Source organism: Cohnella lupini, from assembly GCF_003386205.1.
Classification (GTDB): Bacteria; Bacillota; Bacilli; order Paenibacillales; family Paenibacillaceae; genus Cohnella; species Cohnella lupini.
Genome location: NZ_QRDY01000018.1, coordinates 93485 through 107795, shown reverse-complemented (window position 1 = coordinate 107795; position 14311 = coordinate 93485). Strand labels below are relative to the sequence as shown.

The 14311-nt window shown below is 51.7% G+C and carries 14 protein-coding genes, 6 tRNA genes and 1 rRNA gene; 17 read left to right on the top strand and 4 right to left on the bottom strand.

Annotation, left to right across the window (positions count from 1 at the left end; all coding sequences use genetic code 11):
• The 15 genes from DFP95_RS22435 to DFP95_RS22365 all read left to right on the top strand — a co-directional run.
• Positions 1-84, top strand: a 23S ribosomal RNA gene (locus DFP95_RS22435); the annotation flags it as partial.
• Positions 85-188: 104 nt separating this feature from the next.
• Positions 189-265, top strand: a tRNA-Met gene (locus DFP95_RS22430).
• 18 nt (positions 266-283) lie between these two features.
• Positions 284-359 (top strand) — tRNA-Val (locus DFP95_RS22425).
• 23 nt (positions 360-382) lie between these two features.
• Positions 383-459, top strand: a tRNA-Asp gene (locus DFP95_RS22420).
• A 16-nt stretch (positions 460-475) separates the two neighbouring features.
• A tRNA-Phe gene (locus DFP95_RS22415) sits at positions 476-551 on the top strand.
• A 37-nt stretch (positions 552-588) separates the two neighbouring features.
• Positions 589-672: transfer RNA gene (locus DFP95_RS22410), tRNA-Tyr, on the top strand.
• Between the two features lie 69 nt (positions 673-741).
• Positions 742-817: transfer RNA gene (locus DFP95_RS22405), tRNA-Lys, on the top strand.
• Positions 818-997: 180 nt separating this feature from the next.
• A complete protein-coding gene (locus DFP95_RS22400) occupies positions 998-1945 on the top strand; it encodes an MraY family glycosyltransferase (protein ID WP_115994925.1) in 948 nt (315 codons plus the stop codon).
• Between the two features lie 81 nt (positions 1946-2026).
• Complete coding sequence (locus tag DFP95_RS22395; protein WP_115994924.1) at positions 2027-3121, top strand: PucR family transcriptional regulator; 1095 nt, start codon at positions 2027-2029, stop codon at positions 3119-3121.
• A gap of 91 nt (positions 3122-3212) precedes the next feature.
• On the top strand, positions 3213-4334 hold the full coding sequence (locus DFP95_RS22390; protein ID WP_115994923.1) for an ABC transporter ATP-binding protein: 1122 nt from the start codon (positions 3213-3215) through the stop codon (positions 4332-4334).
• A gap of 167 nt (positions 4335-4501) precedes the next feature.
• On the top strand, positions 4502-5434 hold the full coding sequence (hprK, locus tag DFP95_RS22385; RefSeq protein WP_115994922.1) for an HPr(Ser) kinase/phosphatase: 933 nt from the start codon (positions 4502-4504) through the stop codon (positions 5432-5434).
• A gap of 18 nt (positions 5435-5452) precedes the next feature.
• Positions 5453-6451, top strand: coding sequence for a prolipoprotein diacylglyceryl transferase (gene lgt, locus DFP95_RS22380; RefSeq protein WP_115994921.1), 999 nt, complete (start codon positions 5453-5455; stop codon positions 6449-6451).
• Positions 6414-7082: a pyrophosphatase PpaX gene (gene ppaX, locus DFP95_RS22375; protein WP_115994920.1), complete on the top strand. Its 669-nt coding sequence runs from the start codon at positions 6414-6416 to the stop codon at positions 7080-7082. Before lgt ends, ppaX begins: the two co-directional genes overlap by 38 nt.
• The gene (locus DFP95_RS22370) at positions 7079-7552 is read left to right on the top strand and encodes an acyltransferase (protein WP_115994919.1); all 474 of its coding nucleotides are present in this window, start codon (positions 7079-7081) and stop codon (positions 7550-7552) included. The genes ppaX and DFP95_RS22370 overlap by 4 nt, the downstream gene beginning before the upstream one ends.
• 35 nt (positions 7553-7587) lie before the next feature.
• The gene (locus tag DFP95_RS22365; RefSeq protein WP_115994918.1) at positions 7588-9486 is read left to right on the top strand and encodes an FAD-dependent oxidoreductase; all 1899 of its coding nucleotides are present in this window, start codon (positions 7588-7590) and stop codon (positions 9484-9486) included.
• Between the two features lie 44 nt (positions 9487-9530).
• Here the strand turns inward: DFP95_RS22365 and DFP95_RS22360 are convergent, their stop codons facing one another.
• From DFP95_RS22360 to DFP95_RS22345, 4 genes are read right to left on the bottom strand one after another with little or no spacing between them, the layout of a single operon-like run.
• Positions 9531-10721 (bottom strand): ArnT family glycosyltransferase, encoded by a 1191-nt coding sequence (locus DFP95_RS22360; RefSeq protein WP_115994917.1) that lies wholly within the window; start codon positions 10719-10721, stop codon positions 9531-9533.
• Between the two features lie 28 nt (positions 10722-10749).
• Positions 10750-11097, bottom strand: a complete 348-nt coding sequence (locus tag DFP95_RS22355) for an EamA family transporter (protein ID WP_342768280.1) — start codon at positions 11095-11097, stop codon at positions 10750-10752.
• Positions 11098-11454 carry a DUF2304 domain-containing protein gene (locus tag DFP95_RS22350; RefSeq protein ID WP_115994916.1) on the bottom strand — a complete coding sequence of 119 codons (357 nt, stop codon included), beginning with the start codon at positions 11452-11454 and terminating at the stop codon, positions 11098-11100.
• Between the two features lie 15 nt (positions 11455-11469).
• A complete protein-coding gene (locus DFP95_RS22345; RefSeq protein WP_115994915.1) occupies positions 11470-12171 on the bottom strand; it encodes a glycosyltransferase family 2 protein in 702 nt (233 codons plus the stop codon).
• A 222-nt stretch (positions 12172-12393) separates the two neighbouring features.
• Between DFP95_RS22345 and DFP95_RS22340 the strand changes: the two genes are divergently transcribed.
• Entirely contained in the window at positions 12394-13617 is a 1224-nt protein-coding gene (locus DFP95_RS22340) for an ATP phosphoribosyltransferase regulatory subunit (protein ID WP_115994914.1), read from the top strand.
• Entirely contained in the window at positions 13614-14276 is a 663-nt protein-coding gene (gene hisG, locus DFP95_RS22335) for an ATP phosphoribosyltransferase (RefSeq protein ID WP_245987856.1), read from the top strand. The genes DFP95_RS22340 and hisG overlap by 4 nt, the downstream gene beginning before the upstream one ends.
• Positions 14277-14311: the final 35 nt, after the last annotated feature.

The window sequence follows — 14311 nt, the reverse complement described above, 5'->3', positions numbered from 1 at the left end:
AAGAACACCAGGTTGATAGGCTCGGGGTGGAAGCGCGGTAACGTGTGCAGCTGACGAGTACTAATCGGTCGAGGGCTTATCCTAACGAATGGACATGGTAAGGCATATGTACCTCAGCATCTCTTCACCTTTGCTTGCTTCGCATCCAGTTTTCAAGATGCAAGTGCGCTTTAACGTCTTATTAATGTGGCGGTGTAGCTCAGTTGGCTAGAGCATTCGGTTCATACCCGGAGGGTCGGGGGTTCGAATCCCTTCGCCGCTACCACTGATTTCTTAATCCCATGGAGGCTTAGCTCAGCTGGGAGAGCATCTGCCTTACAAGCAGAGGGTCGGCGGTTCGATCCCGTCAGCCTCCACCATATCTTTACCCCTTAACTAGCATGGAGCTGTGGTGTAGTGGCCTAACATGCCTGCCTGTCACGCAGGAGACCGCGGGTTCGAATCCCGTCAGCTCCGCCATTATTACCCTGTTTAAGGCTCGATAGCTCAGCTGGTAGAGCAGAGGACTGAAAATCCTCGTGTCGGCGGTTCGATTCCGTCTCGAGCCACCATTTTCTTTACCCGGTTTACCAGACCGGCTTGTATTGCGGAGGATTAGCGAAGTGGCCAAACGCGGGAGACTGTAAATCTCTTCCTCACGGTTCGGTGGTTCGAATCCATCATCCTCCACCATTTTCACCCCAAAAAGTGAAGTTAAACGCTGTAGCGAATTCCAGATACTTTTCAGGGAACATGCAATAAGAGCCATTAGCTCAGTTGGTAGAGCACCTGACTTTTAATCAGGGTGTCGTAGGTTCGAGTCCTACATGGCTCACCAGTAAACAATTTCGGCAGACGCTTAGACGTCTGTTTTTTTGCGTTCACGGAATAATCGCTTCATTAATATACCGTGAAATATTAATTCCGCTAATATCCGGTAACAATGATCGTCAGGGCGTATGCCTGTAAGCGAGATGGGGGAATTTAAGTACAAACCGCCCAACCCGGAGGAACTTCTATGAATTATCTGTATGCGCTGGCATTCTCGTTTGCACTAGTAATGGTCCTTGTCCCGTTAGTTCGTCGACTCGCCGTACGGACGGGATTCGTCGATCGGCCGACGCGCCGTAAAATACACGAAGAGCCGATTCCGTTATCCGGGGGAGTCGCGATTTTCGCGGGCGTAATCGTGACATCTTTTCTGTTCATGGGACATCCTGCTTTGTTTAGGACGCTTCTAATCGGAGGAGCAACATTGGTTGCGATCGGTCTAATCGATGACGGATATAAGTCGCGAAGCCTGGAATTCCCGGTATGGCCGAGGCTCTTGGTTTACATTCTGGTCGCTTTGGTTCCTGTCTGGCAAGGCATTTCCATCCAAGGCGTATCATCGCCTTCCTCATCCGCTATGATATTGTTTTCGCCGGCAGTCGCAACGATATTCACGGTCGTATGGGTGTTCGCACTTATTAACATGCTTAACTTTATCGATGGAATAGACGGATTGGCATCTGGAGTATGCGTGATATCCTCTCTGACCTTATTCGCAGCGTCGTTAATCTCGAGCCATGCCGATACCGCATTGGTTGCTGTCGTGCTTGCGGGTTCCTGTTTGGCTTTTTTGGCGTACAACTTCCACCCCGCGCGTATTTTCATGGGGGATGCGGGAGCAACGTTTCTAGGATATACGCTTGCGGTTACCGCTATCGACGGAACGCTCAAGGGCGCAACGCTTCTATCCTTATCGGTTCCTTTGCTTGCATTGGGAGTGCCGATCCTGGATACGGTAATCGTCTTTAGCAGAAGGCTCTTGGAAGGCAAAGGATTGCACCGCGCGGACAATCTTCATACTCATCACAGTCTCATGAAGTGGGGGCTGACGCAAGTTCAAACGGTTTCATTCCTTTACCTGATTGCCGCGGTATTCTCTTTGCTGTCGATCGTCGTTCTCTTGGTGCTTCGCTAACGCTGACGATCCCCTTATAGGTGTCAAATATGTTACAATGACGCATATATCGCTTATCTGCGCTGACGAGGGGCTTCAAGAATGAATAAAACCAGGCTGCAGCAATTGGGACAACTTTTGAATGCAACCGTCGTGTCCAAGATACTGACGGCAGCGGATTGGGAGAAGGACGGCGGGAAAAGGCATCCCGAAATCGGAGACTCCGTCGATCTGAAGAAATCATGCTTAATGGTTATCCGCGTGAACGGTTCGGAGCTTCATTGCATCGAAATCGCGGCGACTTTGACTCAGGTGGAAAAACAACTTCTAGGTTGGGCCGTTCAGCAAGGTGGGACCATCCGTCCGGTTTCCGGAGCTTCGGATCTGGAAAGGCAGGCAAGGCGTCTCGGCGAGTGGATCCAACAATCCGTGACAGCGGGCGAATGGCGGGCGGAGCTTCCCGACCGCATGGAACTGAGGAATCGTCTCTTCGACGGGATGGTGCCTTTCCTGCTCCTGTGCGAACAGGTCGAGGAGAAGGAACCCTCCTACGGAGAACTGGAGAAAACGATCCGTACGTTTATTTCCGACGAAACTTTGCTCATTCCTCTAAGGGAACAAGAGTGGCTTATTCTGAGTAGCGACAGGGTGTTGACAGAGGCCGATACGGAAGGCGACGAGGTTCTCGGGCACGAGGAGACGAAAGAAGTATTATCCACGTTGGCGGAAGGCCTTCATCAGCTGATAACGGGCGAATGGGGCGGCGATTGCCACATTGCGGTGGGAGAGCCGATCGTTCCGTCCGAAAACGTCGTGCGAATAGTGGGAACGTTAAGAGAAACGATATTCCTTGGCCGCAAGTTCCACGTGGGGATGCAAATTCACTTGCCATGGCTCGTGCATTTGGAACGTCTGTTAAGCGGAATACCCGAACTCGTAAGATCGCGGTTCGTCGAAGAGATGATGGGCAGACCCGATCTATTCACCGATTCGGAAACGGTATCCACGCTTGACGCCTTCTTCTCCATGGATTGCAACGTAAGCGAAACTGCCAAAAAGCTCTACATTCACCGCAATACTTTATTGTACAGATTGGATAAAATAAAGCACGAAGCAGGCTTGGACGTACGGTCGTTTAATGATGCAGTCTTAGTCCGAATCTTATTGCTATTGTACAAAGTCACGAAAAGGAAATGAATTTTTTGTACGCTTTGTGCATAGTCAGTAAGCCCGGGTGTGAGGTAAGATAATCCTGTACCTTCAAACGAAGTTTAGGGGGAAATGTACAATGGCAGGCGTTCGCTTAGAAAAAGTGTACAAAAAATATGCTGGAACCGACAAAGCTTCGGTAACCGATTTTAACCTGGATATCCAGGACAAAGAATTTCTAGTTCTCGTTGGTCCTTCCGGTTGCGGTAAGTCGACCACTCTGCGTATGATCGCAGGTCTTGAAGAAATTTCCGAAGGCAAATTGTACATCGGCGACCGCGTCGTTAACGACGTAGCACCGAAAGATCGCGACATCGCAATGGTGTTCCAATCGTACGCTTTGTACCCTCATATGAACGTGTATCAAAACATGGCATTCGGTTTGAAATTGCGTAAATTCCGCAAGGACGAAATCGATCGCCGCGTACGCGAAGCAGCTCGCACGCTCGAAATCGAGCACTTGCTCGATCGCAAACCGAAAGCTCTTTCCGGGGGCCAACGCCAACGTGTTGCCTTGGGTCGCGCAATCGTTCGCGAACCGCAAGTATTCTTGATGGATGAGCCGCTTTCCAACTTGGATGCTAAGCTGCGTACGCAAATGCGCGCTAACATCTCCAAGCTCATGAAACGTCTTGAAACAACTTGTATCTACGTTACCCATGACCAAACGGAAGCAATGACAATGGGCGATCGCATCGTAGTTATGAAAGACGGATTCATTCAACAATCGGCAACTCCTGAAATTTTGTATAACCACCCGGTTAACCTGTTCGTAGCTGGATTCATCGGCGCTCCTTCGATGAACTTCATCACTGGTCAACTGGTTGAAGACGGCGGCTCGGTTCGTTTCCGCGCTACGGGCTTCAACGTTGAAATTCCAGAAGGCAAAGCAAAAGCGCTTCGCGCTAAAGGCTACATCGGCCGTGAGATCATTCTCGGAATTCGTCCGGAAGATTTCCACGAAGAGCCGGTATTTATCGAAGCTTCTCCGAACAGCGTCGTTAACGCAACGATCGAGGTTTCCGAGAACTTGGGTCACGAAATGTTCCTCTACTTGAACGGCTTGGGTAAAGAGAACGTAATCGCTCGCGTAGATGGCCGTGCCGGTCTTCGCGAAAACCAAAACATTAAGCTTGCCATCGACATGAACAAAATTCATGTATTCGATAAGGACTCGGAGCTTAACGTATTCGAGAACTAATATTCGATTAAAGCGGAAACCGTTCGGCCAATTGGTCGGGCGGTTTTTTTGCGAGAACGATTCGATGTATGGTAAGTACGCTGGATCGGAAAGAAATGAAGTATAAATTGCTTTGTTCGTTTTTTTTCGTTACGATAAATAGGGGAAATCAAGAAAGGAGCTGTACGATGGCTAAGAAAGTGAGAGTATCGGAGCTCGTGCAGCAATTTCACCTTGAAATTGTCGCCGGCGAAGACGGATTGCGGCGTACGATCGTGACGGACGACTTGAATCGCCCGGGCTTGGAGATGGCGGGATATTTCAATTATTATCCTGCGGACCGGGCACAAATGCTAGGTCGAACGGAGCTTGCGTTCCTTGAAACGTTAACGACGGAGGAACGGCGCGACCGCATGGAGCGTCTATGCCATGAGGAAACTCCTTGTATTATAGTTACGCGCGGATTGGATATTCCGGCGGAATTGATCGAAATCGCCAACGAGCGGCATTTTCCGGTACTGAGAAGCTCGGTCGCGACGACGATTCTGCTCAGCCGTATAACGAACTTCTTGGAGAAGAAGCTGGCTCCGTCGGCAACGATCCATGGGGTGCTCGTAGACGTATACGGAGTGGGTATGCTCATCACCGGAGGCAGCGGAATCGGTAAAAGCGAGACGGCTCTTGAGCTTGTAAAGCGAGGACATCGCTTGATCGCCGACGACGCGGTGGAAATCCGCCAAACCTCCGATAATAATCTATTCGGTACTGCACCTGACTTGATTCGCCACTTGCTCGAAATCAGGGGATTGGGTATTTTGAACGTAATGACCTTGTTCGGCGCGGGAGCGGTCCGTAATCAAACGGGTATCAGCCTTGTCGTTAAGCTCGAGAACTGGCAACAGGATAAGCAATATGACCGTTTGGGCTTGGACGAAGAAACGACCAAGATCATCGAAACGGAAGTGCCGTTGTTGACGGTTCCGGTTCGGCCTGGACGGAACTTAGCGGTTATTCTGGAAGTAGCGGCGATGAATTTCCGTCTGAAGCGGATGGGGTATAACGCGGCTCTGCAGTTCACGAATAAATTAACGGAAGCGATCTCCGACGACGAATACGAATAGATTTATTGGAGGATGACCATGTTCACTTTATTGTTGGATCCGATTGCGTTCACCCTTGGGCCGTTGACGGTGCATTGGTACGGTATCACCCTCGGTTTGGCCGCTCTGGCCGGGCTGCTGATAGCGGTGCAAGAAGGCAAACGGTTCGGACTCAGTCCGGATTTCTTCTTGGATTTGATGTTATACGGAGTGCCTTCTTCGATCATCGTGGCGCGTCTTTATTACGTTGGTTTCAAATGGGGATATTACAAGGATCATCCCGGCGAGATCATACAGATTTGGAACGGCGGCATTGCCATATACGGGGCATTGATCGGCGCATTGCTGTGCGGGTTCTTCTATATTCGCGCCAAGGGATTCGACTTCTGGCGCATAGTCGATATTTGCGCGCCTTCCCTGCTTATCGGTCAAATGATCGGACGTTGGGGCAACTTCATTAATCAAGAGGCATACGGCGGGGAAGTAGAACGTTCTTTCCTCAGCGATACCCTACATATTCCATCCTTCATCGTTAATCAGATGAACGTGCAAGGCGTTTACCACCATCCTACATTCTTATATGAATCCTTGTGGAGCTTGCTTGGATTGGTAATCTTATTCATTATTAGACGCCGGAATTTTCTTCGCGCCGGCGAACTGTTCTTCTGTTACATCATCTGGTATTCGATCGGACGGTTCTTCATCGAGGCGCTTCGTACCGATAGCTTGGCGTTTAAAGGACCGCAATGGTTGGTCGACTTATTGAGCGCTTTGTGGTCACCGATGAAGGGGTTATTCGAACAAGGTTACCTGAACCCCGATGAAGGGAACATTCGCATCTCGCAATTCCTTGCCCTCATGATTATCGTCGGCGGCATCATAATCGTCGTCGTGCGTCGTCAGTCGGGAGCGGCTAAGGAGAAGTATAACGACCCTCTTATTAATCATAAGAAAAAGGAAGCCGTAATCGCACCGCCGAAGGAAACGGAGAGCATCGAAGATGACGCAGAGAAAGAAAATCACGACCGTCCTGTTTGATCTTGACGGAACGATTATCGATACGAATGAATTGATTATCCAATCGTTCTTTCATGCTCTAAAAGGCGTCGTTCCCGAAGGCTTCGGAAGAGAGCACATTATCCCGAGCATGGGGCAACCACTAACGGTGCAACTGCAAGAGTTCTCCGGGCGGCAAGACGTAGCGTCGTTAACCCAAGCGTACAGGGAGTATAACCATTTGCGTCACGACGAGATGGTTGCTCTCTTTCCGGGCGTGTCGGAGACGGTTCGAAGGCTGCACGAGGAAGGGTTTCGTCTCGGGATCGTCACGACGAAGATGAGATCTACGACGCTTAGGGCGCTGGAATTGTTAGGCTTACTTCAGTACATGGATACAATCGTGACTCTGGATGACGTGGAGAATGCAAAGCCGCACCCGGAGCCGGTAGCAAAGGCCGTTCAAGCTCTAGGCTCTGATCCGGCGCAAACGCTAATGGTCGGAGACAGCTCCGTAGACATCAAGTCCGCTATCGCGGCGGGTGCTATTCCTGTGGGCGTCGCTTGGTCGTTAAAGGGAGAGCGTCATTTATTAGAGTCCGGTGCCGAGCATATGCTGCACGAGATGGACGAGCTTCTAGATCTATGCGGAATTGAAGGTGTAGGCGGTTGAGAAACGTAGAGCGATATCCGGTGGAAGGACCGAATGCGCTTTGGCAAATGTATCGAACCGTCTCGCGGTTCAAGGCTGTTCGCAATTTCATGTTCATTCAATTGAGCCGATACTGCCCGAGCTTGCCGGTGAAAAATTGGATCTACAGACGTGTCCTCGGCATGAAGGTGGGACGCCATACGGCGTTCGCGCTCATGGTGATGGTCGACGTCTTTTTTCCTGAGCGGATCACGATCGGGGACAATTCGATCATCGGATACAACTCGACTCTTCTTACGCACGAATATCTCATTAAGGAATATAGACTTGGAGATATCCATATCGGTTCGAACGTCATGATCGGAGCAAACGTAACGATTCTTCCGGGCGTGACGATCGGAGACGGGGCAGTCGTGGCGGCCGGATCGGTCGTCCATAAGGACGTTGCGCCTAATGCTCGCGTGGGAGGCAACCCGATAAGGGAGTTTTAACGGAAAGGTAGTCGCATTAAGGAGAGAAGTCGAACATGTCCGGCAAGCGATTCCGCCAATTTATAATGTTTCTGTGTCTCATCCCGTTATTCTTAAGCTTCACGTATTGCTATCGAATTAACGAGTCTACTTATCGACCCATGCAAGAGCAGCTTGAGACCGTATTATCTAACGAGAAAATCAAGGACGCGTATGACGTCATCGTGGCGGGGACGGATCCGGAAGGCGTCATGGCCGCTATTTCCGCGGCGCGTAACGGCCTTAAGGTACTGTTGGCGGATAATAGGGATCGCCCTATTCTTGGCGGCTTAATGACCTTAGGCTGGCTTAACTCGTTGGACCTCAACAAAGCGCCGGTCTCTTACCGTTTCTGGAACAAGCCGGTCTACTTGAATCGAGGATTATTTCAGGAATGGCATAACGGAATCGGGGGATCTTCGTTCGACGTTAACCATGCCGCGAATTTATTCCATCGCATGGTGGCGGCGGAACCGAACATCGATCTATTAATGAACGTCCGACAAATAGAACCCGTAACGGCCTTGAATAAAGTTGTCGGCATGCATATCGTTAAGGCTGACGGTTCGGATTTAGAAATCCATTCGAAATTCGTCATCGACGCGACGCAAGACGCGGATATCGCCGTAGCCGCAGGGGCGGAATATACGACCGGTCGCGAAGACCTCGGCGAGTCGGATGCGCAGATGGCGGTTACGCTGGTCTTTAAGCTGAGCGGGGTCACGAATGACATATGGAATGCCCTCAAACGTCATGAGAATACGGGTTATGACGATCGAAGCATATGGGGATATCAGGACGCCCGTGAATATAAGTCCTCCGATCCGAGCAGGGTCAAAATCCGCAGCTTGAATATGGGGCGGCAGGATGGAGATACCTTGCTCATCAATTCTATGCAAATCTACGGCGTCAATCCGCTCGATCCGGCTTCGGTGAAGGACGGCCTAAGATTGGGAGAGACAGAAGCGCCGCTTATCGTTGATTTTCTGAAGAAGAAATTCAAGGAATTCCGCAAGCTGGAATATGCGGGAACGGCTCCCGAGCTATACGTTAGGGAAACCCGGCATATTCGCGGAGAATACCGGTTGAGCATGGCTGATTTGATGGAAAACCGGGATCAGTGGGACGCGATTGCTTACGGCGCGTACGAAGTGGACATCCAGAGCTTAAACGCGAGCAGTAAAGGCTCGATTCTTATGGTGCCCGAACAATACGGAGTTCCGTTCCGTTGCTTGGTACCGCTTAAGGTAGACGGACTGCTCGTCGTCGGAAGATCCGCTAGCTTCGATACGCTTCCACATGGAAGCGCACGGGTCATGCCTCTCGGCATGGCAACGGGAGAAGCGGCTGGAGCGGCGGTAAAGCTTGCGCTCGATCTCGATCTCAGCTTGAGAGAGTTATCGCGTTCAAAGACGGGGATCTCGGAGCTTCGGCATCGGCTGGAATCCAATGGCATGGATCTGCGGATGAGAAGTTTCCCGACTCCTGCATACGCCAAACACAAGGATTATAAAGGGTTACTGGCGGCGACAAGCCTATCACTGACCATCGGGGGTTACTCCAACGATGGCTGGGAGCTTGATAAGGCATCGAGCCCGAGGAGATTTGCAAATGTAGTCCGTATCGTCCAGAAGAGATACCCGGAATTTTTCCCGGAGCCGTTGAAGGCGTCGATAATATCAGGACAATCGCGGGAGGATCCGCTCGATCTGGAGAGCGCCGCGCGCATGATCGTCGCAGCCGCGGGTCTTTCCGCCGGATCCGGAGAAGCTATTCAAACCATTACCGAGCGGGGATGGATTCGCGAGGATACCGTTCGCAAGCTTATCGTCGATCCTAGTAAGCTTACGAACGGGGATACGTTCACGATCATTCGCGATTTGATGGAATACGGATTAGGAATAACGTTCGAGTGACGGTGTAGAAGCTTTCAGAGAGCCGCTTGGTGCCGGAAACGGCATTAGGCGGCTTTGACGTATCGGACATAGAACCAGTTCAGGACTCGTACGATGAGCACGGCCGAGAATATGGCGAGTAGAGGCATGACGGTGAAATTATACCGGTATTCAGGCACGAACAGAAGCCGAAGAGCCGACATTACGACAACGACTACGGTAAGAGCGGTTAAGGGACGTCGCCAATGGCGGAGGCAAGCTAGCATAGATAGCAAAGACGATATAACCAAGCCGACATGGAAGGCTCCGCCGAAAGGGATCGGGCGATAACGAGGCGTATGGCCGCTTCCGACGAACATATTGGAATAGATGTAATAGAGCTTGCCGACCGTGTACCATTTGACGAACGTCCAGGTATGCTCGGTGAACCCGAATTTCAAACGCTCTAAAGCGTACTGACGTTGGGTCATCCCCGCTCGATCCACCATGTTGTCGTTATAGTTTTTACCGGGAAAGGTCCCCGCCGCGAAAGGATTGGTCTGCGTTGCCGTCAAGACAACGCGATGAAGAGTGGCGATATTGCGTATCCACCAAGGCGACATGACGATGCATAGACCGATTAGGGCGATGAGCAAAGGTTTCCAAAACTGGCGATCGCGAGTCCACAATCCGTAAAATAAATAAATCGGAACGCAAAGAGGCATGAACTCGGGGCGAACGAGCGAGGTTAGGCCAAGCAGCGCCCCGGCTAATCCTGCATGCAAGAGGCGTCGAGACTCGAAGGCTATCAATTGCACGTAGAGATATAGCATAAGCAGAAAGGCCGCGGGTACTTCGGTTAAGATCGCGCCGTTCGTCCAGACGAAGGCCGGGTAGATCGCGACCAAGAACGAGGCAGCCAGCGCTACGAACGCCCCGGCTACTCTACGAGCGATTAGGAAGACAAGACATAAGGTAGCCAAACTAAGAAGAACGTTCAGATACCTAAGGTATGGAAACGGTTCGCGGACCTTATAATCGACTATTCGATATACGGCGGCCATGATCAAAGGAAGGCCCGGAGTTACCTTGGCGTTCGGCTCGAGGCTCTTGTAAGCGTAGATTCCATGCTCCAAAAGCTGGCGAACCATGATATCGTAGTATTTGGAATCATGGGTGACCAAATGATAGACGGATACCAAGAAGTCGAAGCGCAGCCATGCGGCTAACAGAAAAATGCCGGCAAACGCGATCCCGATCTTGTAGTTAGAAGCCATCGATAATCTCTCCTGCCGCGTACCGGAATTATTTCCAACTGAGAACGGTAATGCCGGCCAATACGATACCTGCGCCGATCCAACGGTTAAGAGGAACACTCTCTTTGAATAAATAGAAGGCGATGAAAAGAGCGAACACGTAGGCGCAGCTTTGCATGGGATAGGCGATGCTCAACGGCAGCCGCGATAAGACGTAGAGCCAAAGAACGGTGGCCAAACCGTAGAGGACGATACCCAGAAGGATAAAGGGGGACGTCATCACCTCGAACCCGTTGCCAAGGCGAAGGCCGCCGGCTTTTTCCAGTCCTATTTTCCAAACCGTCTGACCGACGACCAGAAGCACTATGTTCGCGAACAAGATGAGGTAGACCATCATTTAGCGGGTGTTCGCTTTCTCATAGAGCTCGTGCTCGTGCTTCATGAGGCCCAATTCCTGAGTAAGAAGTACGATGCGTTCCGTTAACTTGGACACGACTACGGTCAAATGCAAGATCAAGACAAAGCTGAGCGTAATCCCGACCAGAAAAAGAAGAGATGGCGCATAGACGATTCGAGCATAGGATGCAAGTTGCTCCAGCCAGCCGGTGTTCATGGATAGGACAAGCATGACTACGCCGAATAGCAGCCATAACAAGCAGTATTGTTCTTTGATCACCCTTCTTCGGCCGAGGTGCATGACGAAGAGAATAAGCGATAAGCTGAGCATCATCGATAGAATTTGGATTCTCTCCATGGACGTTCCTCCTCGTTAACGAAAGCTTTTTATCATAATGGATAACGTGACCTTCAACATGTAGTACATAGACCGTATTGGCGTAATGGAAGAGCGGCCGGCTTGCCTTCGATCCATCTCGACCGGAACCTCGAGGATGCGGAGTCGATGCTTCTTAAGAAGAACGAGCGAATCCACTTCCGGATAGTCGGTGGAATAGTCGCGCGCGAACAGCTCGATTCCCCGGCGGTTGACCGCTCGGAAGCCGGAGGTAGGGTCGGTGACGGACTGGCGGACGAACAGGCTGACGAGCTTGGACAGGATGAAGATTCCTACGCGGCGCCCCAACGTCGAACGATAGCTCGTCTTCTCCAAGAATCGGGATCCCAGCACCATATCGGCTCGGCCATCCACGATCGGTTGAATGATTTTGGCTAGTTCCTCCGGCTTGTGTTGCCCGTCCGCATCGACTTGCACGGCGATCTTGAAACCTTTTCTGGCGCAATATAAGTAGCCCGTCTGTACGGCGCCGCCAATACCAAGATTGTGCGGAAGCGTTACGACGCGTGCCCCGGCCGCGGCGGCGACTTCCGCCGTAAGATCGGAGGAGCCATCGTTGACGACGAGTACCGTGAAGTCCGGATAACGGCGAAGCAAGGCATGGATGACGTACGGGATGCTGATTTCTTCGTTGAAGGCGGGGATAACGATGCAAATTCCCGACGAATCAGAGGTCATGCGGACTGTCCTTTCGGCTGATCGCTATCCTTGTCTAACGCTCCGAACGATGGGATTGACTGAGCGAAACCGACATGGTAATATACGACTAACCTCTTTATTTTGGCAGCATGGTAACTTGGTAGCACTTTAACGCATTAAACTATAATAGATGTGATTGATAAAGAAAAGCCTTGAAGAAAGCGATAACGACTTTACGGGATAGAAACGAGGAAAAGCAGCATGACGAAACCGAAAGTATTCGAGAAACCGACGGGCGTGAAAGACTATTTGCCGCACGCGGTCGCCAAGATGCGCCGAATCGAGCGCAGCGTTCTGGAGTGCATGCGCCTATGGGGATACGATCAGATCATGACGCCGACGATGGAATATTACGATACGGTAGGAGTGGCCAGCGCGACTTCGGATCAGAAGCTGTTTAAGCTGCTTAACCAACGCGGGACGACGATCGTTCTACGATCGGACATGACGGCTCCGATTGCCCGGGTAGTCGGATCTCTGCTGAAGGATAAACCTTTTCCGATTCGCTTGAGCTACCATGGCAACGTATTTCGGGCATTCGAAGAAGAAGGCGGTCGCGAAGCCGAGTTCCTCCAGACAGGCGTCGAATTGGTCGGCGATTCTTCACCGGAAGCGGATGCCGAGGTGATTGCCTTGGCGATCGCATCGCTGCAGGCGGCGGGAGTGCCTTCCTTCAAGATCGCGATGGGCCATGTCGGTTTCCTTAACGGATTGTTCCAAGAAACGCTACCCGGCCGGGAAAGCGAGCAGGAAGCGCTGAAGGCGTGTTTGCTGCAACGGGACCATGTCGGCTATCGGGACGTCATCCGCAAGCTGTCGCTGGATGCCGCTTGGCAGCGCGAGCTCGAAGATATCCTTCGCCTTCGCGGCGGGCAGGAAGTATGCGCGCAAGCGCTGGAGCTGAGCGCGAACGAGAGCGCGCAGGCAGCGATCAAGCATCTTTGCGAAGTGTGGGACGTTCTTGAAGCATACGGCATACAGGAGCACGTTCTGATCGATTTGACGATGATTGGAGATTTTTCCTATTATACGGGAATGACTTTCGAAGGTTATGCTTCTCATTTGGGATTCCCAGTATGCAGCGGCGGTCGATACGATAATTTGCTGGCGCAATTCGGGAGGCCGGCGCAGGCGACGGGCTTCGCCCTGAAAACGACCCGTATCCTCGAAGTCGTGGAAGATACGGCCGACGAGGGGGAACGGACCTTGATCGTGTACGAGCAAGAGTTTCGGCGTGAAGCGCTGCAGGATGCCGCTCGTCGGCGCGTTGCAGGTGAGTCAGTTCTGGCCGTTCTTGAAACATCGGAAGAAGATTCGGAGTTGATCGCGGCTAAAGCGTGGAACCGGAGCGGAGCGTTCTTATATCATGGAACTTCGTACAACCAATTGGTGCTTATAGGCAAGAAATCGGAGGGGTTGGCATGACTGTAAACGGAGGAATGAGCGTGGCGAATAGCGGCATTCTGAAGGTCGCCATGCCGAAGGGACGTATCTATAAGCAGGCCAGTAAGCTGTTCCGGCAAGCGGGACTTCCGATTCCGGAAGATTTCGACGATTCGCGCAGATTAATCATCCAGGTGCCGGAAGCGAACATGGAATTCATCATGGCCAAGCCGGTCGATGTGCCGACTTACGTGGAGTACGGGGTCGCGGATATCGGGATCGTGGGCAAAGACGTGCTCATGGAAGAAAACAAGGACGTCTACGAGCTGCTCGATCTCGGCATCGCCAAATGCCGGATGTCGGTTATCGGAATGCCGGATTGGAAGCCGGTAATCCATCCGCGAGTCGCGACGAAATATCCGAGCGTGGCTTCCCAATATTTCCGCGAGCAGGGGCAGCAGGTCGAAGTGATCAAGCTGAACGGCTCGATCGAGCTTGCGCCGCTGATCGGATTGGCCGATCGCATCGTGGATATGGTGGAAACGGGGCAGACGCTGAGGGAGAACGGACTCGTGGAGATGGAGACGCTGTTCCAAGTGACGAGCAGATTGATCGCGAACCGCGTGAGCTATAGGCTTAAGAATACGGCGATCCAAGAGCTGTGCGATCGGTTAGGCGTGGCGATATCGGAGAGGGTTTAGGGATGAGCAAGGATAGAACAAGGATAGAGGATTGG